Source organism: Mesorhizobium sp. MC2-1-1, from assembly GCF_057597255.1.
Window position 1 is genome coordinate 5,120,268 of sequence record NZ_CP195205.1, and the last position, 23,149, is coordinate 5,143,416.

Annotated in this window: 21 protein-coding genes; 10 read left to right on the plus strand and 11 right to left on the minus strand. The window is 63.4% G+C overall.

Annotated elements, in window-relative coordinates:
- Positions 1-95: 95 nt before the first annotated feature.
- Positions 96-2,375, plus strand: a complete 2,280-nt coding sequence (locus ACR64R_RS25295; RefSeq protein WP_487358965.1) for an NADP-dependent malic enzyme — start codon at positions 96-98, stop codon at positions 2,373-2,375.
- A 92-nt stretch (positions 2,376-2,467) separates the two neighbouring features.
- Here the strand turns inward: ACR64R_RS25295 and ACR64R_RS25300 are convergent, their stop codons facing one another.
- The 3 genes from ACR64R_RS25300 to ACR64R_RS25310 form a co-directional block, all read right to left on the minus strand.
- Complete coding sequence (locus tag ACR64R_RS25300) at positions 2,468-3,628, minus strand: porin (RefSeq protein ID WP_487358966.1); 1,161 nt, start codon at positions 3,626-3,628, stop codon at positions 2,468-2,470.
- Positions 3,629-3,986: 358 nt separating this feature from the next.
- Positions 3,987-4,766, minus strand: a complete 780-nt coding sequence (locus ACR64R_RS25305) for an antitoxin Xre/MbcA/ParS-like domain-containing protein (RefSeq protein ID WP_487358967.1) — start codon at positions 4,764-4,766, stop codon at positions 3,987-3,989.
- 199 nt (positions 4,767-4,965) lie between these two features.
- Positions 4,966-5,958: an adenosine kinase gene (locus ACR64R_RS25310; protein WP_487358968.1), complete on the minus strand. Its 993-nt coding sequence runs from the start codon at positions 5,956-5,958 to the stop codon at positions 4,966-4,968.
- A 278-nt stretch (positions 5,959-6,236) separates the two neighbouring features.
- Between ACR64R_RS25310 and ACR64R_RS25315 the strand changes: the two genes are divergently transcribed.
- On the plus strand, positions 6,237-7,139 hold the full coding sequence (locus ACR64R_RS25315; RefSeq protein WP_487358969.1) for a DMT family transporter: 903 nt from the start codon (positions 6,237-6,239) through the stop codon (positions 7,137-7,139).
- 210 nt (positions 7,140-7,349) lie between these two features.
- Positions 7,350-8,045 carry a sulfate transporter family protein gene (locus ACR64R_RS25320; RefSeq protein ID WP_487358970.1) on the plus strand — a complete coding sequence of 232 codons (696 nt, stop codon included), beginning with the start codon at positions 7,350-7,352 and terminating at the stop codon, positions 8,043-8,045.
- Between the two features lie 55 nt (positions 8,046-8,100).
- On the opposite strand, the gene ACR64R_RS25325 is transcribed toward ACR64R_RS25320, so the two are convergent.
- The 5 genes from ACR64R_RS25325 to ACR64R_RS25345 form a co-directional block, all read right to left on the minus strand.
- Entirely contained in the window at positions 8,101-8,913 is an 813-nt protein-coding gene (locus ACR64R_RS25325; RefSeq protein WP_487358971.1) for an isocitrate lyase/PEP mutase family protein, read from the minus strand.
- 80 nt (positions 8,914-8,993) lie between these two features.
- Positions 8,994-9,848, minus strand: coding sequence for a hypothetical protein (locus ACR64R_RS25330; protein WP_487358972.1), 855 nt, complete (start codon positions 9,846-9,848; stop codon positions 8,994-8,996).
- Positions 9,849-9,904: 56 nt separating this feature from the next.
- Positions 9,905-10,564, minus strand: coding sequence for an HAD family hydrolase (locus ACR64R_RS25335; protein ID WP_487358973.1), 660 nt, complete (start codon positions 10,562-10,564; stop codon positions 9,905-9,907).
- A complete protein-coding gene (dut, locus tag ACR64R_RS25340; RefSeq protein ID WP_487358974.1) occupies positions 10,564-11,049 on the minus strand; it encodes a dUTP diphosphatase in 486 nt (161 codons plus the stop codon). Before dut ends, ACR64R_RS25335 begins: the two co-directional genes overlap by 1 nt.
- 98 nt (positions 11,050-11,147) lie before the next feature.
- Entirely contained in the window at positions 11,148-11,618 is a 471-nt protein-coding gene (locus ACR64R_RS25345; RefSeq protein WP_487358975.1) for an Lrp/AsnC family transcriptional regulator, read from the minus strand.
- A gap of 113 nt (positions 11,619-11,731) precedes the next feature.
- Between ACR64R_RS25345 and ACR64R_RS25350 the strand changes: the two genes are divergently transcribed.
- Together ACR64R_RS25350 and ACR64R_RS25355 are read left to right on the plus strand one after the other, a co-directional pair.
- A complete protein-coding gene (locus tag ACR64R_RS25350; RefSeq protein ID WP_487358976.1) occupies positions 11,732-11,986 on the plus strand; it encodes a DUF6356 family protein in 255 nt (84 codons plus the stop codon).
- A 15-nt stretch (positions 11,987-12,001) separates the two neighbouring features.
- Positions 12,002-12,805 carry a class II glutamine amidotransferase gene (locus ACR64R_RS25355; protein ID WP_487358977.1) on the plus strand — a complete coding sequence of 268 codons (804 nt, stop codon included), beginning with the start codon at positions 12,002-12,004 and terminating at the stop codon, positions 12,803-12,805.
- Positions 12,806-12,829: 24 nt separating this feature from the next.
- Here the strand turns inward: ACR64R_RS25355 and ACR64R_RS25360 are convergent, their stop codons facing one another.
- Positions 12,830-13,909 (minus strand): NAD(P)/FAD-dependent oxidoreductase, encoded by a 1,080-nt coding sequence (locus ACR64R_RS25360; RefSeq protein WP_487358978.1) that lies wholly within the window; start codon positions 13,907-13,909, stop codon positions 12,830-12,832.
- Between the two features lie 98 nt (positions 13,910-14,007).
- Here ACR64R_RS25360 and ACR64R_RS25365 point away from each other — a divergent pair, with 98 nt between their 5' ends.
- From ACR64R_RS25365 to ACR64R_RS25375, 3 genes are all read left to right on the plus strand, one after another.
- Positions 14,008-14,604 (plus strand): TetR/AcrR family transcriptional regulator, encoded by a 597-nt coding sequence (locus ACR64R_RS25365; RefSeq protein ID WP_487358979.1) that lies wholly within the window; start codon positions 14,008-14,010, stop codon positions 14,602-14,604.
- On the plus strand, positions 14,601-15,506 hold the full coding sequence (locus tag ACR64R_RS25370) for a haloalkane dehalogenase (RefSeq protein WP_487358980.1): 906 nt from the start codon (positions 14,601-14,603) through the stop codon (positions 15,504-15,506). The genes ACR64R_RS25365 and ACR64R_RS25370 overlap by 4 nt, the downstream gene beginning before the upstream one ends.
- 105 nt (positions 15,507-15,611) lie before the next feature.
- The gene (locus ACR64R_RS25375) at positions 15,612-17,204 is read left to right on the plus strand and encodes a peptide chain release factor 3 (RefSeq protein WP_487358981.1); all 1,593 of its coding nucleotides are present in this window, start codon (positions 15,612-15,614) and stop codon (positions 17,202-17,204) included.
- An 87-nt stretch (positions 17,205-17,291) separates the two neighbouring features.
- Here ACR64R_RS25375 and ACR64R_RS25380 read toward each other — a convergent pair whose 3' ends face one another.
- Positions 17,292-17,759: a VOC family protein gene (locus ACR64R_RS25380; protein ID WP_487358982.1), complete on the minus strand. Its 468-nt coding sequence runs from the start codon at positions 17,757-17,759 to the stop codon at positions 17,292-17,294.
- 254 nt (positions 17,760-18,013) lie between these two features.
- Between ACR64R_RS25380 and ilvD the strand changes: the two genes are divergently transcribed.
- Positions 18,014-19,858 carry a dihydroxy-acid dehydratase gene (ilvD, locus tag ACR64R_RS25385; protein ID WP_487358983.1) on the plus strand — a complete coding sequence of 615 codons (1,845 nt, stop codon included), beginning with the start codon at positions 18,014-18,016 and terminating at the stop codon, positions 19,856-19,858.
- Between the two features lie 43 nt (positions 19,859-19,901).
- Here the strand turns inward: ilvD and ACR64R_RS25390 are convergent, their stop codons facing one another.
- On the minus strand, positions 19,902-21,656 hold the full coding sequence (locus tag ACR64R_RS25390; RefSeq protein ID WP_487358984.1) for an ABC transporter ATP-binding protein: 1,755 nt from the start codon (positions 21,654-21,656) through the stop codon (positions 19,902-19,904).
- Between the two features lie 170 nt (positions 21,657-21,826).
- Between ACR64R_RS25390 and ACR64R_RS25395 the strand changes: the two genes are divergently transcribed.
- Positions 21,827-23,107, plus strand: coding sequence for an amidohydrolase family protein (locus tag ACR64R_RS25395; RefSeq protein WP_487358985.1), 1,281 nt, complete (start codon positions 21,827-21,829; stop codon positions 23,105-23,107).
- Positions 23,108-23,149 lie beyond the last annotated feature (42 nt).

The window sequence follows — 23,149 nt, forward strand, 5'->3', positions numbered from 1 at the left end:
CCGTTTACAGCGCTGCCGTGTAGCCTTAATCCGAAGACGCAAAAAAACACGCGCCCGCCTCAAGGGCGCGCCAAGGCGAGGAAATCAAAAGCATCATGGCCAGGAAAACAGAAAGCAGCGGCCCCTCCGTCAGTCCCGAGGAGGCGTTGGAATTCCACGCCATGGGACGGCCCGGGAAGCTGGAGATCGTAGCCACCAAGCCGATGGCGACGCAACGCGACCTGAGTCTCGCCTATTCGCCTGGCGTCGCCGTTCCGGTGCGCGCCATCGCCGAGGATCCGAGCCGCGCCTTCGACTATACGACGCGCGGCAACATGGTTGCCGTCATCTCAAACGGCACCGCAATCCTCGGCCTCGGCAATCTAGGCGCCCTGGCCTCCAAGCCGGTGATGGAAGGCAAGGCGGTGCTGTTCAAGCGTTTCGCCGATGTCGATTCGATCGACCTTGAAGTCGATACCGAGGATGCCGACGAGTTCATCAATTGCGTGCGCTTCCTCGGCCCTTCCTTCGGCGGCATCAATCTCGAGGACATCAAGGCGCCGGAGTGCTTCATCATCGAGCAGCGGCTGCGCGAGCTGATGGACATTCCGGTCTTCCATGACGACCAGCACGGCACCGCCATCATCTCGGCCGCCGGCCTGATCAATGCCCTGGAAATCACCGGCCGCGACATGAAGACCACGAAGATGGTCTGCAATGGCGCGGGCGCGGCCGGCATCGCCTGCATCGAACTTATGAAGGCGATGGGCTTTGCGCCGGAAAACATCACCCTGTGCGACACCAAGGGCGTCGTCTTCCAGGGCCGCACCGAAGGCATGAACCAGTGGAAATCGGCGCACGCGGTCAAGACCGAGGCGCGCAGCCTCGCCGACGCGCTGGACGGCGCCGACGTCTTCCTCGGCCTGTCCGCCAAGGGGGCGCTCACCACCGCCATGGTGCAGTCGATGGCGAAGAACCCGATCATCTTCGCGATGGCCAATCCAGATCCGGAAATCACGCCCGAGGAAGTCGCCGAGATCCGTACCGACGCCATCATGGCCACCGGCCGTTCGGACTACCCCAACCAGGTCAACAATGTGCTGGGCTTCCCCTACATCTTCCGTGGCGCTCTGGATGTGCGCGCCACCACCATCAACGACCAGATGAAGATCGCCGCCGCCCGCGCTTTGGCCGAGCTGGCGCGCCAGGACGTGCCGGACGACGTCGCCGCCGCCTATCAGGGCAACCGGCCGAAATTCGGCCCCAACTACATCATCCCGGTGCCGTTCGATCCGCGCCTGATCTCGGCGATTCCGCTGGCGGTGGCGAAAGCCGCGATGGAGTCGGGCGTCGCCCGCAAGCCGATCCTCGATCTAGACCGATACGCGCAGGAACTTTCCGCCCGCCGCGATCCGATCGCCTCCACCCTGCAGCGCATCTATGATCGCGTGCGCCGCCAGCCCAAGCGCATCGTCTTCGCCGAGGGCGAGGAAGAACAGGTGATGCGCGCGGCCGTCTCCTATGTGAACCAGAAGCTCGGCACGGCAATCCTCCTCGGGCGCGACGATGTCATAAAGGACAATGCCCGCAACGCCGGCATCGACTTGAACAAGCCGGGCCTCGAAATCATCAATGCCAGGCTTTCTCGCCGAAACGGCATCTATACAGACTATCTCTATGAGCGCATGCAGCGGAAAGGCTTTCTGTTCCGCGACTGCCAGCGCCTGATCAACAACGACCGCAACCATTTCGCCGCCTGCATGGTGGCGCTGGGCGACGCCGACGGCATCGTCACCGGCGTCACCCGCAACTATTCCACCGCGCTCGACGACGTGCGCCGCATTATCGACGCCAAGCCCGGCCACCGCGTCATCGGCGTGTCGATAGTGCTCGCGCGCGGCCGCACCGTGCTGGTCGCCGACACCGCCGTGCACGACATGCCGAACGCCGAACAGATCGCCGACATCGCCGAGGAAGCGGCCGGCTTTGCCCGCCGCATGGGTTATGAGCCGAGAATCGCGATGCTGGCCTATTCCACCTTCGGCCATCCGCAGGGCGAACGTTCCGAGCGTGTGCAGGAAGCGGTGCGCATCCTCGACAAGCGCCGCGTCGATTTCGAGTATGACGGCGAGATGGCGGCCGACGTGGCGCTGAACCCGCGTGCCATGGCGCAGTATCCGTTCATCCGGCTGACCGGCCCGGCCAATGTGCTGGTCATGCCCGCTTTCCACTCGGCCTCGATCTCGACCAAGATGCTGCAGGAACTCGGCGGCTCGACCGTCATCGGCCCGCTGCTGGTGGGCCTCAACAAGCCGGTCCAGATCGTCTCGCTCAACGCAAAGGATTCCGACATCGTCAACATGGCGGCCATCGCGGCCTATAGCGCGGGGAACTGAGGCGCTAATCGCGCGACCGCATGATTGGCTAAGCCAAATGTAGAAGGCCCGCGGCGATGCCGCGGGCCTTCTCTCTGATTGGTAGGGCTCGATCAGAAGTTGCGCTGGAAGCGGACGATGCCACCCCAACTGTCTTTCTTGTCGGCCTTGGTGAAGTTGCCGAACGGAGTGCCGTCGTTGAAATGACCGAAATGATAATAGTCCACTTCGGGCGTGATCGTGAACCCGGGAACGATGTTGTAGGCGACGTTGGCCGCCAGCGCGTAGTTTTTGTCCTGGTCGCCTGAAACCTGAAGGTTGAAAGAGGCCTTGTCGGTGAACTTGTAGGTGCCACCGGCCCAGAATGCCCAATGGCCACCCCACGGCTTGTAGAAGCCGCGGCCATGAGCATCGATCGTGTTACCCGCGTCGTCCAGCAGGTTCTTGTCGGTGCCATACCCGAACATGCCGAACAGCGACAGTTCCTTGGTCACGTTGACGTCAAGGCGAACCTTCCCGGCCACTTCCTCGTAGTTGCTGTCATAGGCAACGACGCCGGTGATAGCGCCCCAGTCCTGCTTGTATTTCAAACCGCCGACGACATGGGGAACATAGCTGTCGATCGTGCCGGTCGAGCCTGAACCTTCTTCGAGCGAAACCACGCCCGAGAAACCGCTGCCGGCGTCGAAATAGTAGCTGATGACGTTCGTGTCCTTGATGCCGTAGGGAATCAGGGTGTCCTGCACGACATTGCCGGCATAACCGATGAACTGGTCGTAGGGCGTCTCATCCTTACCGATACGCAGTCCGCCGAGCTGGATCCAGGCAAAATGCAGGTCAAATGCCTTGTTGGCAGCGGGATTGTACGTGACGGCACCGTCCGAGGTCACGAGGTTCTTGTCACCGAAATTCATGCGCATTTCGGTGTAGGTCTTCAACGTGCCGAGTTCGGTTTCCTGGCCAGTCCAGGTCTTCAGCGTAAAGCGGGTGTTCTTCATCCACGTGTGCTGGACATCGCCGTCCCGGACGTCCAGGGTCTTTGCGCCATCGAACGTGCCGATATCGCCGAAGCCGGCGTCATAGCGGATATAGCCGCCGATGCGCAGGCAGGTCTCGGTGCCGGGAATGTAAAAGTAACCCGCGCCGTACACGTCGCAGATCTTGACGTATTCGGCCGGTTCCGGCTCGGCGACGGTCACCGCGTCGGCGGCGCGGGCGCCCGAAACCGCGATCAGGGCCGCGGCGGAGCCGAGAAGAAGGCTCTTGATGTTCATTTTCTTGAATCTCCAGTCAAAGGTTCAAGACAGGCCTGACACGCCGTTCGGCTTCTGCCACCCCCGTCCCCATCGTCGAAAAAGCGCGCGCACCGGCGCCGCTTCTTCACCTTGGAGATGACCTAATCGATGGTAACGCACAACAGAGATTGCGCCGTAAAAGCTGACTTTTGAATCTTATGAAGTCCTTGTTGCCCAAATATCACGTCATATATTTGTAATATTGGCACATATTGCACAATCAATACAACTGAAACGGCAAGGAGTTTGAAGAATGTGCCAATTGTGCCGATTATTACAGATTTGCGACAGATCGTTGTCCGGCTAATTATTTTCGCCGAGGGGGCCGCTGGCTGGCTCAGGGCAAGTTGCGGGCAGCCTCTACCACGTCATCGACCATGTCTTCCCTCAGCATCTCGATGGGGATGCGGCCGTTCAGTTCGGGCGAAGGTCTGCTCAGCCAGAACCAGGCGAGCCTCGGACTGGTGATCGCCGACAGCACATCGCTGATTCCCGGAACCGGCCTGCCGTCGACGAATTGGGCCAATGGAAACACGTGCTTGCGGCCGCCCTTGCGCAGCGCGACCACCTCGCCACGCCTTTGCCAGCGATGCAGCGTGGAGCGCGGGATGCGCAGCCTCTCCTCCAGATAGGTCGAACCGGCGACCTCCCCTGCCCAATCCTCGATCAGCATAGACTGAAGATCGGCCGCGCGATCCGCGATATTTTGAAGCCTGCCCGCTGGCGGCATGCGCGCGGGAGCCTGATCGGACACCGCCGGACCTCCGCTTGCGAATCTGTCCGGCAACTTGCGGAAGAATTCGGAGACTAGAGCTGCCCAATCGCTCTTGAAGGCATCGATTGCATGGCGCTGCGCCGACGGCAGAAAGGTCAGGGCGGCTGCCACGCTGCCGGCGAGCTCACTGGCTGAGACCAGGGCTTGAGGGTCCAGCAGGACACCTTGCTGCATCAATGTCTGCTGCACGGCTGCGGTCACGAGACCTGCCAGGGTCTCTTGCGAAATCCCCTCGAGCGGGGTCTGAAGACTGGTCATGCGTTCGTCTTGTGGCCAGGGCTCCTCCCCAAGCGCCGGCGGTTGCTGAAATTCTATCGCGGAAAGCACAAATTGTGGCGGCAAAGGACGCCGCGGCTCGGCAGGTTGCTGACTTGCATCTTCACGCCCCTAGTTTGGCGTGCCGAAATCTCAGTCGCGGAACGCCCTATTTTGCGTGTAGAATCGCTCTGTGACAGGGACACGACAAGGAGGCCGGTTTTCGAGCCTGGCCGCGATGACGCAGCGGTACGGCGCCCTTATGCAATTTGCCTGGCTGGATGGTTTAGAGAAGCCCGGCCTGCTCCGCTTCGCGGCGCAGATTCTGGCGCGGGCGCGGACCGATCTGCTGGATCACCAGCCCGGCCGCCAGCGAGCCGAGGTCGCCGCAGTCCTTGAGGCTGCGTCCGGTCGTGTAGCCGTAAAGGAAACCGGCGGCATAGAGATCGCCGGCGCCGGTCGTGTCGACCAGTTCCTTGATCCTCGTCGCCTGTATGGAGACGGTTTCGTCGCCGCGTACGATGACCGAGCCTTTTTCAGAGCGGGTGACGGCGGCGATCTTGCAATCCTTGCGGATCGCGGCCAGCGCCTCCTCGAAGGAAGAGGTCTGGTACAGCGATTTGATCTCGTGGCTGTTGGCAAAGACGATGTCGACGGTGCCCGAACGCATCAGCTCGAGGAACTCGTCGCGGTAGCGGTCGACGCAAAAGGAATCCGAAAGCGTCATCGACACTTCGCGGCCCGCCGCATGCGCCAGCTTCGCGGTCTGGCGGATCGCCTCCTTGGCGCGAGGCGGATCCCACAGATAACCCTCGAAATAGGTTACCTTGGCGCCGGTGGCCTTGTCGGCCTCGACGTCCTCGGGGCCGAGTTCGACGCAGGCGCCGAGATAGGTGTTCATCGAACGCTCGCCATCCGGCGTGACGAAGATCATCGAGCGCGCCGTCGGCGGCTCGCCTTCCAAGGGGCCGGTGTCGAAAGCCACGCCCTGGGCCTGGATGTCGTGCGTGTAGATTGCGCCCAGCGCGTCGTTCGACACCTTGCCGAAGAAGGCGGCGCGTCCGCCAAGGCTGGCGACACCCGCCGCCGTGTTGCCGGCGCTGCCGCCCGAGGCCTCGATGGCGGGTCCCATGCGGCTGTAGAGTAACTCGGCGCGCCTGGCGTCGATGAGATTCATCGCGCCCTTGATGATGCCGTTGGTCTCGAGAAACGCCTCGTCGCATTGCGCGATAATGTCGACAATGGCATTGCCGATGCAAAGCACGTCATATTCCGGCATCAATATCTCCGCCAAGAACCCGCCCGGCTATCTGGCATGCCGGCCGCGCGCGGGTCTAGCGACTCGGCACTGTTTTGCCTACCCCGAAAATCGTCATAGTCTTCTGCGGCGACGACCTCCGCTCAGTTTGTCCGCCGGCTGCGGCAGCGTTCGCGTCGAACTGGCCCACAACAGTCGCGACCCTGACCGCTAAGGTTTGATCCTGGTCGAAACATTTCCCCGGCATCGCGGCTAGAAGCAGATCGATCCGGCAACGGGCTGAAGGGCGCGAACCACGAATGTCCGAAAAGACCGAAATGTCCACCGACCTCGCGCTGCTTGGCGTGCTGGCCTTGCTGTGGGGCGCCTCCTACACCTTCATCAAGATCGGCGTCGAAACGATCCCGCCCGTGACCTTCATCGCCGCCCGCACCTTGATCGCCGGGGCCATTCTCCTCGCCATCATCCGCTGGCGCGGCCTCGCCATGCCTGCCGACACGGCGACATGGCGCCGCTTCGCCTTCCAGGCCTGCCTCAACAGCGTCGTGCCGTTCACGCTGATCGCCGCCGCCGAGCGCTCGGTCGATGCCGGGCTTGCCACCATCCTCAACTCGACGTCGCCGATCTTCACCTTCCTGCTGACCGCCTTGGTCACACGCCATGAGCCCGTCACCGCGCGCAAGCTCGTCGGCGTCGGCGCCGGCATCGTCGGCATCTGCCTGATCATCGGCACGCAGGCGCTTGGCGGACTCGGCCATCAGCTGTGGGCGCAGCTTGCGATCGTCATTGCGACGGTCTCCTATGCCGGTGCGGCGATCTTCGGCCGCGGCTTCAAGGGCCTCGATCCGATGATCCCCGCCGCGGGTTCGATGCTTTGCGGCGCGGTGATGCTCGTGCCGCTCAGCTTGGTCGCCGACCGGCCATGGACGCTTGCGCCGTCAGGCGCATCGGTCCTGGCCCTGCTCGGGCTGTCGATCTTTTCGACGGCGCTGGCCTTCGTCATCTATTTCCGCCTGATCCACACGCTGGGCTCGGTCGGCACCACCTCCCAGGCTTATCTGCGCGTACCGATCGGCGTCGGCATCGGCGCCGTCTTCCTCGGCGAGAGCCTGGGGCCGGCGGCTTGGGCCGGCATGGGGTTCGTCGTCGCCGGCGTCGCGGCCATGACCATTCCCGCCCGGCGGACAAGGCTTGCGCAATAGTGCATGTCGCCCAAAAGCGTGACGCGGTTTTGGGACCAACGACATGCACCATGAAAAACGCATGTCGCCCAAAAGTGTGACGCGGTCTTGAGATAGACGATACGCGTCGAGACAGAACCCAAAGCGCGTCGACGCGACGTGCTTTGGTTGCGCCAGGGGTCGAGCCGGCCTATCTGCGAAGCGACGTTTCTCGAGAGGCCCGGACCTGCCGTGATCCTAGACGCCGCCCGTGCTGCCGCCAGCCGGCTGTTTTCGCCTGAATTCCGCTCCGTCTTCCTGAAAACGCTGGGGTTGACGCTGCTCGCCCTGGTCGCGCTCTGGCTCGGCCTGGAGACCCTTCTGGAATGGTTGGCCTGGCCATGGCTGCAGACCCTGCTGCCGGGCCTGCCGTCATGGGCCGGATGGCTGGGCGGCATCATCGCCGGCATCATTCTGGCGATAGGAATGGCCTTGCTCATCGCGCCGGTGACAGCGATCGTCGCCGGTCTCTTCCTCGACGATGTCGCCGAAGTGGTCGAGCGTACCGACTATGCCAACGATCCGCCCGGCCGCGCCGTGCCGGCGTTGCATTCGCTTGTGCTGGCCATCAGATTCTTCGGCGTGGTCGTCCTCGGCAACATCGTCGCGCTGCTCTTGCTTCTGGTGCCGGGCATCAACATTGCCGCCTTCTTCATCGTCAACGGCTATCTGCTTGGCCGGGAATTCTTCGAATTCGCCGCCATGCGTTTTCGCCCCGAAGCCGAGGCAAAGGCGCTGCGCCGCAAATATGCCGGCACGGTGTTCCTGGCCGGACTGGTCATCGCCCTGTTCCTCGCCGTGCCGCTGCTCAATCTTCTGACACCGCTTTTCGCGGCCGCGATGATGGTGCATCTGCACAAGGCGGTTTCGGCGGGGGAGGCGGCTTAGAGCAACTCCAGGAAAAGTGTGGAGCGGTTTTCGTCCGGAATTTCGTCAAAACAGTCTAGCCCTGGTCGGCGTCGTCTCCGCCGAACAACGCCTGCAGCTTGCCGAACGGCATCGCCGCCTGGGTGAAGCCGAAAGTGCCGTCCTGCTGGATCTCGCGCGCCGCCGTCTCCAGCATGCCGTAGGCGAAGTTGGCCAGCCACGGTCCGAGTGAGATGCGCTTGACGCCGGCCAGGGCAAGATCGGCGATGGTGAAGCCGGGGCGGGCCATGACGTTGACCGGCCGGCTCACCGACGAGCAGATCGTGCGCACCATTTCGACGTCGCCGATGCCCGGCGCGTAAAGCACGTCGGCGCCGGCCTTCTCGAAGGCTTGCAGCCGCTTGATGGTATCGTCGAGGTCGGTCTTGCCCCACAGGAAATTCTCGGCCCGCGCGGTAAAGACGAAATCGTGCTTGAGCGCCCGGGCCGCCTCCACGGCGGCCGCCACGCGTTCGGTCGCCAGTGAGAAATCGTAGATCGGATTGGCGGGGTCCCCCGTGTGGTCCTCGATCGAGCAGCCGGCGAGGCCAGCGGCTTCCGCCGCGAAGATGGTTTCGGCGGCCTGCTCGGGGCTGTCCCCCTTGCCGCGTTCGAGATCGGCTGAAACCGGCAGGTCGGTCGCGGCGGTCACCTCGCGGCAATGATGGATCATGGCATCGAAAGTCACGGCGCCGTCCGGCAGGCCGCGCGAGAAGGCGAAGCCGGCGCTGGTCGTGGCCAGCGCCTTGAAACCGAACGAAGCCAGGAGCTTGGTCGTGCCGATGTCCCAGGGGTTGGGCATGACGAAGGTCGAGGCGTGCAGATCACGAAAAATCTTGCCCTTGTCCATGGCGGGTCCTCAATCGGGATCGGGGTTGTGCGCTAGAATCTATCGCGCGGGCCGTGGCCGGGCAAATGAATGCGTTTCGTTCAGAAGCGTTTCTCGTTCTCTGCTGACAATTTCTCGAAGGCGTCGGAATTCCTGACATAGCGCGACTTGGCCCTGTCCCAACGATAGGTGACGGAAATGTCGTGAGAGGAGGCCTTCGGCGGCGCCTCGCCGCAGCTTTGTTTGCTCGGCACCGTCGCGTCAATCACGGTGGCCCGGATGGACGCAAAGGGCTTGTGGTCACCAAGGCTCCGGAAAGCCAGGTTTTGCGTACGCCGGTAGGCGCAGTAGTTTTCATCGAACGTATAGATCGCATCGATCAGTTGGAACCGGTCCTTGCGGATCATGATCAGCACCGTGCCGGCATAGCCCTGGTTGGAATTGAAATGCGTGCTCGTGGTGACAACCGCATCCTCGCCGTCGGCGATCGAAACCTTGCCGGGCTCGCGAAAGGAGGTGATCCTGTCGACGGCGACATTGACGGCATCGAGCAGCCTCGGCTTGCCTGTCAGGTCGTAGAGCGCCAGCACGGCAAACCCTTCGGCGCTATCCTGCGACTGGCCGAGATCGTAGAGCATCGCCAACCGGTCCTTGCCGCCTGTCTTGACGGCGAGCACGGCGGCGCTTGACAGGTTGATCGTTTCGGGCGGCGATCCGCCGTTGTCGCCACCGAGGATATCGCGCACCTCGATCGGCGCACTGCCTTCATAGAGGCCGTTGGCGCTTGCCTTCAGGTCGGGGATGACCATCCTCGCGAGATCGAAATAGGTGACGTCCCGGTGCCCTGGAACGGTATTGTTCAGCTCCGGAAAACTGACGGCCTGGGCCGACGCGGCCGTCCACATGAGAGGCAGCAGCAGAAAGGCAAGCGTGAGACGGGACAAAATGGAAATCATCGAAAGCACCCCCGGGAAGCCCAGGCTAGCATGGAGTGCTGAAGCGTAAAGCCGGATCAGTGGATCGGCACGAGGCTGGCAAGTTCGCGCATGTCGTCAAAAAGGATGCCGCCGGCCGCCGCCAGGCCTTCGCGATCGGAGAATGGATCGGCGTGGTAGGAGAACACCCGCATGCCTGCCGCAATGCCTGCCTCGGTCCCCGCTACGCTGTCCTCGATGACGACGCAGTCTGTTGACGCAAATCCCATCGTCTTCGCCGCATGCAGGAAGAGGTCCGGGAACGGCTTGCCGCGTCCGACCATGGTCGAGGAGAACAACGCGTGCTCGAACAAAGGCAAAAGCCTGGTTTGGCCGAGCGTGATGTGCATCTTTGAGACGCGCGCCGAGGAGGCGACGCAATAGGCGATGCCGGCGGCGCGGACTGCCTCGACGAACTCCCGCACATGCGGGATCGCCTCGACACCATTCGAGAAAAGATCCGGCAGACCGGCATTCCAGCGTTCGACGAAATCGGCGCCAAGCCTGACCGCAGTCGCCTCTTCGACCTCTTTCTGCACCGAGACCATACTGCGGCCGGAAAAATGCCTGCGGCAATATTCGAAACTGGTTGTAAAGCCGGCGGCTGTCAGCCACTCGGCGAGGCGCCGGTTGGCGAGGTTCTCGGTATCGACCAGGACCCCGTCGCAGTCGAAAATGACCAGCTTTGGGACTTTCATCAAGCGGTGCCGGTCGACCCGAAACCGCCGCCCCCGCGCGCCGTACCGCCGGCCAGCGCTCTTTCCTCGACCGAAACCTGGGTCGCGGCGGCAAAGACGATCTGGGCGATGCGCAAGCCGCGCGTCACCGCGAAATCCTCATCGCCGAGATTGACCAGCAGCACCTTCACCTCGCCGCGATAGTCGCTATCGACCGTGCCGGGTGAGTTGAGGACGGTCAGGCCATGCTTGAAGGCAAGGCCCGAGCGGGGGCGAACCTGGCCTTCCATGCCTTCCGGGATTTCCAGGACGAGCCCGGTCGGCACCAGGGCCCGCTTTCCCGGCAAGATGAGCAAGGGCCGGTCCTCCGGCACCGCGGCGCGCAAATCCATGCCGGCCGCGCCAGCGCTCTCATAGGCCGGCAGGGGCAGGCCTTCGCCATGCGGAAGCCTGACGAAACCGACGGTGGGGCCGATAACGGATGAAGGATGGACAGCCGTGCGCATGAGCCCACTCCTATCGGCACGAATTCCGATTCGGTCAACTCGGGATCGGGGCATATCAACGGCTTTCTTTCGGGCATTGCTATGGCCGCGGGGTTTGCTCAGCGCAGTTCCACCGGCACCACCGTCGTCTCCTTGATCTCCTCCATGACGAAGGAGGCCGACACGTCCGATAGCGGCACCTTGGCGATCAGCCGCTGGTAGAGGCGGTCATAAGCCTTGACGTCGGCGACACGGGCTCTCAGCACATAATCGAGATCGCCCGACATCCGATAGACACCGGTGATCTCGGCGAAGCCGGTCACCGCCGTGCGGAATTTCTGCAGCCAGTCCGGATCATGATTCGACGTGCGCACCAGGATGAACACCGAAAGGCCGAGCCCAAGTTTCTCTGCATCGACCAGCGCCACCCGGCCGGTGATGACACCGTCCTCTTCCAGGCGCTTGACGCGGCGCCAGCAGGCGTTGCGCGACAGCGCCACCCGCTCCGACAACTGGTCGACCGAGAGCGTGCCGTCGCGCTGCAACTCGGCAAGCAATCTTCGATCAATCTCATCGATTTCTGGGGGCATATTGGGATGAATGTCCCACAAAACAGGCAAAAGCAAGAACGATTTGGGATCGATGAACCGATGTTGTGTGGCACGATGCCAGCAATCGGTGCTTATTTGCAGGAGGGACCACCATGACGACACGGTTTTCGGCGCTCTTCACCGCTCATCCGGCCAAGGTGGGCGAGACCTATTTCGGCCATATGGCCTTTGCCGCCTGGTTCTGCTCGCGTCTGTCCATGGCCGCGGGCGCCGCGCTCGTTCACGCTTTCTTGCCATTTCTGTTCGAAACTACGGCGAGCCGAATCGTTCGAGAGCTCTATGAGCGCACGCACAATCGAGGCTCGCAGGCGGTCAAGCAGCCTCAGGCTCTGATGGATCGCGCCTAGGGATGGTGGAAAGCGATGTGCCGGTGGGCGGCCTATCTTGGTGAAGCGGTCTTCCTCGAAGACATCATCACCGCGCCCTGCCATTCGCTGATCGCGCAGAGCCACCGCGCCCAGGAAGCCAAGTCGCCGACAAATGGCGATGGCTTCGGCCTCGCCTGGTATGGCGACCGGCCCGAACCCGGGCTTTATCGTGACATCCTGCCGGCCTGGTCGGACCCCAACCTGAAAAGCCTCTGCCGGCAGATCAAGTCGGGGCTGTTCCTCGCCCATGTGCGCGCTTCGACCGGCGGCGCCACCAGCCGCATGAACTGCCATCCCTTCATTTCCGGCCGCTGGTCGTTCATGCATAACGGCCAGATCGGCGGCTTCGAAAAGATCCGCCGCGCGCTGGAGAACTCGCTTTCCGACCAAGTCTTCGACCAGCGCGAGGGCACGACCGATTCCGAACTTTTCTTCCTCCTGATGATCGACGAGGGCCTGGCGGCCGATCCGCAGGGCGCGCTTTCGCGGGCGACAGGCCGCGTCATCGGGGCCTCTCGCCGCGCCGGCATGGAGCCGTCCCTGAAACTGACGGCGGCCTTTTCAGACGGCGAGGTGCTATATGCCGTGCGCTACGCTACCGACAGCCATGCGCCGACGCTCTATACCGGCGCCTTCGCCAGGGGCGGCGGTCGCTGCATCGTTTCGGAGCCTTTTGATCGCGAGGGCGGTGACTGGCAGGCAATCCCGCCGTCGAGCTTCGTCACCATGACGAGGGACGGCGCAGCCATCCGGCCGTTCGCGCCCGCGGCCGCGGTCCAGCTGGCAATGGTCGGCTGAGCAGATCTGGACCGAGCCGTTCGCTTATCGCGCGAAGCGCTCCAGTCCGTATGGCGCCAGCAGCGTATCGCGCTCGCCGTCGAGGATCTCCCGGGTGGCGAACAGGCCCACCGCCGGGGCCAGCGTGATGCCTGAATGCATGACAGCGATGTAGAGGCCGCCGATGCCATCGGCGCGGCTGATGATCGGAAAACCGTCGGCGGGGGTGGGGCGGTAGCCGACGGTGTGGAAATCGAGCTCCAGCCGGTCGGCGCCACGCAATGCCGCCTTGGTGACCGCGAACAATTCCCGCGCGGTGGCTTGCGGGTTCCCGCCCGGGTCACCGCCGGCGAAATCCGATCCGGCGATGATGCGGCCCTCGGCTGTCTGGCGCATGTGCAGTTTTTCCGCGTGCACCAGCCCGTTGAGCAATTTCCTGTAGGGCCTGGAGTGCACGATGAGGCCGGGCGGCGTGTCGAGCGGCAGCCTGACGCCGGCCGTCGCGGCGATCGCCGAGGCCCCGGTGCCCGCCGCAACGACCACCTCGTCAGCGCCGATGGTTTCGCCCGAAACAACCACGCCGGTCACCTTGCCATTCGATAGCGCCAGCCTTTCCACCGCGCCGACCGTCACCCGCGCGCCGCCCTGTTCAGCATGGGTGAGCAGCGCCTTGGCGGTTGCTACCGGCTCGGCAACGCCTTCGTCGGCGACGTAGACGGCGAAACCGGGAGGATCGACGAGGTTGGGCTCGATCTGCGCGGCCTGCTGACGGTCGACCCGCTCGATGCCGTAGCCCCAGAACGAGTGCTGGGCGGCATAGGCTTCGAGCCTGTCCGGAGGAAGGTCGAAGCACAGGCCGCCGCACCAGGCCAGCGGTAGTCCGGGCACGTCATTGGCCAGCCTTTTCCATTCGGCCATGGCGCGCATGCGCAGCCGGAAATAGATCTCGGGATTGCCCCAACTGGCATTGATCCAGGCAAAGGAATTGGGCGTGGCGACACCGCCGGCGCCGCTTTCGGAAACGACAGTCACCCGCGCGCCGGCTCGCGTCAGATGCCAGGCGATTGAGGCGCCGATGATGCCGGCGCCGATGACGACCACTTGTTTCGTCACACTGTTCTCCATCCTCTTCCCGACGAACCTTCACCTGCCATTTGCAGGAGTCTTTGCCAATATAAACCTGAGCGCTTGACATCAATACGTACGTACGTATTACATCCGCCATGGCTAGACAATCGCTCCGCGAACGGCTCCTCGATGCCGGCTTCCAGACGATCTGGAGTTCCGGCTACACTGCGGCCGGGGTGCGCGACATCGTTGCCGCGGCTGGCGCCCGGCCGGGGTCGTTCACCAACCATTTCGCTTCCAAGGAAGACTTCGCCGGCGAGGTGTTGGAACGCTACTTCGACTACGTCAGTGGGCTGGTTGAAAACGCGCTGGCGCACGACGGCACGCCGCCCATCGGAAGGTTGCGCCGCTATCTCGATGTCATCACCTCGAAGCTCGAGGCCCCTGACTGGGCGCGCGGCTGCATGATCGGCAATCTCAGCCTGGAAACGGCCGTCCATAGCGAGCCGCTCCGGCTCAGGCTGGTCGACATTTTCGAGCGCTGGCGCCAGCCCTTTGCGGCATGCATTGCAGAAGGGCAGGCGGCGGGCGAGATCACGAAAGCCTTCGATGCGGACGACCTGGCGGATTTCATGCTGTCCTCCTGGCAGGGTGCGATGCTGCGCATGAAGGTAGAGCGCAGCCCCGAACCGCTCGAACGGTTCAAGAAAATCATCTTCAGCACTGTGTTCGCAAGGGAGTGTGTCCGATGAATACGACGACCCATGGGCAGCAACTGCGGCGGGGCGAGGTTGCCGTGCTTGATTCAACGATGTCCTATCTGGAGGCTGGATCGGATGGGCCTGCCGTTCTGTTCCTGCACGGCAATCCCACGTCCTCCTACATATGGCGCAACATCATTCCACATGTCGCGCCGCTCGGTCGCTGCATTGCGCCCGACCTGATCGGCTATGGCCAGTCGGGCAAGCCGGACATCGGGTATCGCTTCTTCGATCAGGTCCGCTATCTGGATGCCTTCGTCGAGGCGCTCGACATAGACGATCTGGTGATCGTGGCGCAGGACTGGGGCACGGCGCTGGCCTTTCACTTCGCGGCGCGGCGGCCACGGCGTGTTATCGGCCTTGCCTTCATGGAATTCATCCGGCCCTTCGAGCGCTGGGAGGATTTCCATCAGCGTCCGCAGGCGCGCGAGCTTTTCAAGGCGTTGCGCACGCCGGGCGTCGGTGAAAAGCTGGTGCTTGAGGACAATGTCTTCGTTGAGAAAATCCTGCCTGCATCGGTCCTGCGCAGGATGAGCGACGAGGAGATGGACGCTTACCGGTCGCCGTTTCCGACTTCGCTGTCGCGCAAGCCGGTGCTGCGCCTGCCCAGGGACTTGCCGATCGAGGGTCAGCCGGCGGATGTCGCGACGATCAGCGCGCACGACCATCGCGCGCTCAGGCTGTCGACCTACCCAAAGCTGCTTTTTGCCGGCGATCCAGGCGCATTGATTTCAGCGCAGCAGGCGAAGGAATTCGCGTCGACGCTGGCGAACTGCCATTTCGTCGATCTGGGGCCGGGCGCCCATTATCTGCAGGAAGACCACCCGGATGCGATCGGCAAGGCCATAGCCGACTGGTTGCCGCCGATCGTGGAGGCGGAACGCGCGGCCTAGCCGGGTTGAGCCGCGGCGGCGGGAGCGAGGCGTGCCTGCCGCTGTCGACAGGTCGCCGCCACGCTGGTAGAAGCGCCGCCTGTCACACGGAACGCCTTAAAAGAAATGCCCGAAACAATATCTGAGGAGGTCGCGCGCCGCCGTACCTTCGCCATCATCGCCCACCCCGACGCCGGCAAGACCACGCTGACCGAAAAGCTGCTTCTGTTCGGCGGCGCGATCCAGCTTGCCGGCGAGGTCAAGGCCAAGAAGGACCGTATCCAGACGCGGTCCGACTGGATGAAGATCGAGCGCGAGCGCGGAATATCGGTCGTCACCTCGGTGATGACCTTCGAATATGACGGCAACGTCTTCAACCTGCTCGACACGCCCGGCCACGAGGATTTTGCCGACGACACCTACCGAACGCTCTCCGCGGTCGACTCGGCCGTCATGGTCATCGACGCCGCCAAGGGCATCGAGCCGCGCACGCTGAAACTGTTCGAGGTCTGCCGGCTGCGAGACATCCCGATCATTACCTTCGTCAACAAGATGGATCGCGAAAGCCGCGACCCGTTCGAGATCCTCGACGAGATCGAGCAGAAGCTTGCGCTGGACACCGCGCCTGTCACCTGGCCGATCGGCCGCGGCAAGACGTTTTCGGGCACATACCATCTGGCTTTGAACGCGGTGCGCCGGAGCGACGACGAGAAGGAGCGCGTGCCGGTCAATGGTCCGGATTCCAACCGCGTGGCCGGGCTCCTGCCGGAAAACGAGCGCAACGACTTCATCGAGGAGCTTGAGCTGGCGCGTGAAGCGTGCCGGCCTCTCGACATCGAGGCCTTCCGCGAAGGCCACCTGACGCCCGTCTATTTCGGCTCGGCGCTGCGCAACTACGGCGTGCGCGACCTGATCGAGGCGCTCGGCGCCTACGGACCGCCGCCGCGCGCCCAGGAGGCCGATACGCGCACGGTCGAGGCGACGGAGGAGAAGATGACCTCCTTCGTCTTCAAGATCCAGGCCAACATGGACCCCAACCACCGCGACCGCATCGCCTTCGTCCGCGTCTGCTCCGGCAAGCTGGAGCGCGGCATGAAGGCCAAGCTGGTGCGCACCGGCAAGCCGATGTCGCTCTCGGCGCCGCAGTTCTTCTTCGCCCGCACCCGCGTCACCGCCGACGAGGCCTTTGCCGGCGACGTCGTCGGCATCCCAAACCACGGCACGCTGCGCATCGGCGACACGCTGACCGAGGGCGAGGAGATACTGTTCCGCGGCGTGCCGAACTTCGCCCCGGAAATCTTGCGCCGTGTGCGCCTCGGTGACGCCATGAAGGCCAAGAAATTGAAGGAAGCGCTGCACCAGATGGCCGAGGAAGGCGTCGTGCAACTGTTCTCGCCGGAGGACGGCTCGCCGGCCATCGTCGGCGTCGTCGGCGCGCTGCAACTCGACGTGCTCAAGGAGCGGCTCAACTTCGAGTATACGCTGCCCGTGGATTTCGAGATGTCGCGCTTCTCGGTCTGCCGGTGGATCTCGGCGGACGACAAGGCCGAGGTCCAGCGCTTCATCGAATTGCATCGCGGCGACATAGCCCGTGACCTCGACAACGATCCGGTCTTCCTCGCCCAGCACGCCTTTTCGCTGAACTACGAGGCCGAGCGCTGGAAGGCGATCCGCTTCGCCGCGGTCAAGGATTACCAGGTCCGCGACAAGGCGGCTTGATTCTGGTGAATGGTGAATAGCGAGTAGTAACACTCGGTCGGGAAGAGCGAGCACTAATCCTCGCAATTCACCACTAGCTCGCTATTCTCAGCCTCTGGCGGCTTCCTCTATCTTGGCGATGTCGATCTTGCCCATCTGCATCATCGCCGACATGACGCGACCGGCCTTGGCCCGGTCCGGATCCTGAAGCAGGCGCGGCAGTTGCTCCGGCACGACTTGCCACGACACGCCGAACTTGTCTTTCAGCCAACTGCACTGGCCGGGCTCGCCGCCTTCCGTGAGCTTCTCCCAGAAATAGTCGACCTCTTCCTGCGTCTTGCAATCGATCGACTGCGACATCGCTTCGTTGAATTTGAAGTACGGACCGCCATTGAGCGCCTGGAACGGCACGCCGTCGAGCTCGAACGTGGTCAGCAGCACTTTGCCCTCATCGGCATGGCCCTCGGGCCAGCGCATGACGCTCAGCACCCTCGAATTCTTGAATATCGAGACATAGTGGTTCATCGCCTCTTCGGCCTGACCGTCGAACCACAGGCATGTGGTGATCTTTTGCACGTTGCGCTCCTCGGATTTGTTCGGATTGGCTCAATCTTCAACGGCCGGCCGGCGATCTGATGCCGTTTCCGTACCGTCTGCCTCAAGGACGGATCGGCGAGGCCCGATCCGACAGCAAGTTGAAACTTTCCTGGGAATTCTGGCGCAGCTCAAAATTGTGGCAAGGCTGGACCGTGGCCGCTATAACGCTGCCGACTAGAATTTGAGCGCCGCCCCGACGCGCATCGGCGCGGCCAGCCAGCAAGGACAGTTCAATGCCTGCCTATCGTTCCCGCACCACCACCCATGGCCGCAACATGGCCGGCGCCCGCGGCTTGTGGCGCGCCACGGGCATGAAGGACTCGGATTTCGGCAAGCCGATCATCGCGGTGGTCAATTCCTTCACCCAGTTCGTGCCGGGCCATGTGCATCTGAAGGACCTTGGCCAGCTCGTCGCGCGCGAGATCGAGAAGGCCGGCGGCGTCGCCAAGGAGTTTAACACCATCGCCGTCGATGACGGCATCGCCATGGGTCACGACGGCATGCTCTATTCGCTGCCGTCGCGCGAGCTGATCGCCGATTCCGTCGAATACATGGTCAACGCGCATTGCGCCGACGCCATGGTCTGCATTTCCAATTGCGACAAGATCACCCCCGGCATGCTGATGGCCAGCCTGCGTCTCAACATCCCGACCGTCTTCGTCTCCGGCGGACCGATGGAGGCCGGCAAGGTGGTGCTGGCCGGCAAGGCGCAGGCGCTCGACCTTGTCGACGCCATGGTCGCGGCCGCCGACGACAGGATCTCCGACGAGGACGTGAAGGTCATCGAGCGCTCGGCCTGCCCGACCTGCGGTTCGTGCTCGGGCATGTTTACCGCCAATTCGATGAACTGCCTGACCGAGGCGCTGGGCCTGTCGCTTCCCGGAAACGGCTCGACGCTCGCCACCCATGCGGACCGCAAGCGCCTGTTCGTCGAGGCCGGCCATCTCGCCGTCGATCTCGCACAGCGCTACTACGAGCAGGACGACGAGAGCGCATTGCCGCGCAGCATCGCCTCCAAGGGCGCCTTCGAGAACGCCATGGCGCTCGACATCGCCATGGGCGGCTCGACCAACACGGTGCTGCACATCCTTGCCGCCGCGCATGAAGGCGAGGTCGACTTCACCATGGAAGACATCGACCGGCTGTCGCGCAAGGTGCCGGTGCTCTGCAAGGTGGCGCCGGCCAAGTCGGACGTGCACATGGAAGACGTCCATCGCGCCGGCGGGATCATGGCCATCCTTGGCCAGCTCGACCGGGCAGGCCTGATCAATCGCGATCTGCCGACGGTGCACACCGCCACGCTCGGCGAGGCGCTCGACCATTGGGACATCGCCCGCACCTCTGCCGAAAATGTCCGCCACTTCTTCCGGGCCGCACCCGGCGGCGTGCCGACGCAGGTCGCCTTCAGCCAGGACCGACGCTGGGACGAGCTCGACCTCGACCGTGAAAAGGGTGTCATCCGCTCGGCCAAGACGCCGTTCTCGAAGGATGGCGGCCTTGCCGTGCTGAAGGGCAACCTGGCGCTCGACGGTTGCATCGTGAAGACCGCGGGCGTCGACGAGTCGATCCTGAAATTCACCGGCCCCGCCCGCGTCTTCGAAAGTCAGGACGCATCCGTCAAGGCGATCCTCGGCAACGAGATCAAGGCCGGCGACGTCGTCGTCATCCGGTACGAGGGACCGCGCGGCGGGCCGGGCATGCAGGAAATGCTGTACCCGACCAGCTATCTGAAATCGAAGGGCCTCGGCAAAGCCTGCGCGCTGGTCACGGACGGCCGCTTCTCCGGCGGCACGTCGGGCCTGTCGATCGGCCACGTCTCTCCGGAAGCCGCCGAGGGCGGAGTGATCGGGCTGGTCCAGGAGGGCGACACGATCGAGATCGACATTCCCAATCGCACCATCCGGCTCGCCATCAGCGATGCCGAGCTCGAGGCGCGCCGCAAGGCGATGGTGGCCAAGGGCGCCGATGCCTGGAAGCCGGAGGAAAAGCGCAAGCGCAAGGTGACGACGGCGCTTCGCGCCTACGCCGCCTTCGCCACCAGTGCCGACAAGGGCGCGGTCAGGAAAGTGCCGGAATAGGGCTGGTTCCCCTTCTCTCACAGGGAGGAAGGTGGAAGGTGCCTCACGGCATCAGCTGATATTCATAAAGCCTCTGGTAAAGGCCACCCTGCTTGAGCAGGGTCTTGTGCGGGCCGCTTTCCCGCACCTTGCCTTTCTCCAGCACCACGATGGTGTCTGCCTGATGCACGGTGGACAGTCGGTGCGCGATCACGATCGTCGTGCGCCCGACGGTCAGCTGCTGCAGCGCGTCGCGGAACAGCGCTTCCGATTCGGCGTCGAGCGCGCTGGTCGCCTCGTCGAGCAGCAGGATCTCGGCATTGCGCAGCATGGCGCGCGCGATCGAGATGCGCTGGCGCTGGCCGCCGGACAAAAGCGAACCGTTCTCGCCCACCTCCGTCTCATAACCCTTGGTCATGGCGCTGATGAACTCATGCGCGTTGGCGGCCTTGGCGGCGGCGATCACCTCGTCGTCGGTCGCGTTCTCGCGGCCGAGGCGGATATTATGCATGATCGTGCCGGCGAACAGGAACGTGTCCTGGCTGACATAGGCGATTTTCCTCCTGAGGGAATCAAGCGTCGCGAAGGAAATGTCCTGGCCGTCGAACATCACCTTGCCGGTCTGCGGGTCGTACATGCGCATGATCAGGTTCAGGATCGTCGACTTGCCGCTGCCCGACGGTCCGACCAGCGCCGTCATCTTGCCGGCCTCGAGCGTCAGGTCGAAACCCTCGAACACTGGCGGGCTTTCCGGATAGGCGAAGCGGACATTGTCGAAGCGGATCTCGCCCGGGCCTGGCAGCAGCGGAGTGGCGCCGGGTTTCTCGGCCAGCGTCAGAGGCCGGTCGGCGAGCTGGAACATCATGCGCACGCCGACGATGCCCGTCTCGAGCGAGATGCGCACCCGGGCCAACCGCTTTGCCGGCTCATAAGCCAGCAGCAGCGAGGCGATGAACGCCATGATGTTGCCCGGCATCTGCCCGCCCTGCAGGACGAGGAATCCGCTGATAAAGACCGCGCCGGCGATTGCCAGGCCGGCAATGGTTTCCATCACCGGGCTGGTGGCCGCTTCCAGCGTGGCGATATTGTTGGCGCGGTTCTCGACGTCGGAGACGGCCTTGTACATGCGTTTGCGCATGGCGCCTTCAAGGTTGAAGGATTTGACGACGCGTACGCCGATCGCCGTCTCCTGCATGACGTGAACGATCTGCCCAAGCGAGCGGAACTCCATGGCGGCGATGTTGCGGACGCGCTTGAGGATGCGGTTGACGCCGTAGATCGCCACCGGCCCGACGACGAAACAGATCAGCGACAGCGCCGGCTGCTGCCAGATCATGACGCCGACCAGGACGACAAGCGTCACCAGGTCGCGCACATAGGACGTCACGACAAGATCGAGCACGCTGCGCGCCGCCTGCGCGTTGTTGGTCATGCGGGCGATCAGGTCGGACGACGAGGTCGAATGGTAGAACTCGATGCCTTGCGCCAGGATGCGGTCATAGATCTTGCGTTGCCGGTCGGCGATGATTGCGTTGCCGACGCGACTCATGAAGTAGGCCTGGACGAAGGTGGCAAAACCCTTGACCAGGAAAATCCCCGCGACACCCGCCGCGATCAGGTTGACGCGATCGAGCCTCTTGAAGACAACGAATTCGTTGGTGATCTCGCGCAGGATCCAGGCGCTGGCGCCGGTCATGGCGGCCACGACGAGCATCGACCCTATGGCGGCGGCATAGCCGAATTTATGCTCATGGAAGGACTCCCTCACCAGCCTTGCGATGAGGCGCTGGTTTTCCGTCGAGCGGAAGAAGCGAAACAACGGCTGATCCTGTTTCTGAAAGAGTTCCGGATTCGCCACGAGGGCGCGAGGCGGCTTATAGAGCGAGTTGCGGCACGATGGAACCTTTCGGCCGCCGGGCAAAGAAAAGGCTGCGCGAGACTGTCTTTTCGGCCACGATGATTGCCGATTCTCGGAAAGGGTGGCGACAGATGGATTTCGACCTCATCGTACGCGGAGGCACCTTGCCGGACGGCAGGGTTGCCGACATCGGCATTGCCGGCGAGACCATCCGGGCAATCGAGCCGACTTTGCCGGGCTCCTCGCCGACCGAGATCGACGCCCGCGGCAATCTCGTCTCTCCGCCCTTCGTCGATCCGCACTTCCACATGGACGCCACGCTCTCTTACGGCATCCCGCGCATCAATGCGTCAGGCACGCTGCTCGAGGGCATAGCCCTGTGGGGTGAACTGAAGCCGCTTCTGACGCATGAGGCTGTGCGCGAGCGCGCGCTCGCCTATTGTGACTGGGCCGTGTCCATGGGTCTGCTCGCCATCCGCAGCCATGTCGATGTCTGTGACGACCGGCTGCTCGCGGTGGAAGCCCTGCTCGACGTCCAGAAAGCCGTCGCGCCGTATATCGACCTGCAACTCGTAGCCTTTCCGCAAGACGGCCTCTATCGCTCGCCGACAGCGCTGAAGAACACCGTTCGCGCGCTGGACATGGGCGTCGACATCGTCGGCGGCATCCCGCATTTCGAGCGCACCATGGCCGATGGCACCCGCTCGGTGACGGAGCTTTGCGAGATCGCTGCGAAACGCGGCCTGATGGTGGACATGCACTGCGACGAAACCGACGATCCGCTGTCGCGCCATATCGAGCAACTTGCCTATGAAACGCAGCGCCTCGGCCTGCAGGGCAGGGTGGCCGGGTCGCATCTCACCTCCATGCATTCCATGGACAATTACTATGTCTCCAAGCTCCTGCCGTTGATCGCCGAGGCCGGCGTCTCGGCAATTCCCAATCCGCTGATCAACATCATGCTGCAGGGGCGGCACGACACTTTCCCCAAGCGCCGGGGCCTCACCCGGGTGAAGGAGATGCTGGCGCTCGGCATTCGCGTCGGCTGGGGCCAGGATTGCGTGCTCGATCCCTGGTATTCTCTGGGCACGGCCGACATGCTCGACGTCGCCTTCATGGGCCTGCATGTCGCGCAGATGTCGAGCCCGGCCGACATGGCGCGCTGCTTCGATATGGTGACCAACGTCAACGCAGCCATCATGGGTCTCGACCATCTGGGCCTCGCCGTCGGCAAGCGGGCCAGCCTCGTCGTGCTGGACGCCGGCAATGTGATCGAAGCCGTCCGCCTGCGCCCTGAGCGCCTCTGCGTCATCGCCAGGGGCAAGGTCGTGGCGGAGCGGACCAGGCAGGATACACGGTTGTCGATCGCCGGACGGCCGGCGCAGGTAAACAGGCGGCACAAGGCCGGTTAGTCGATTTCCACGACTGGTCTTACGGATTTCCCCGGATTTCCC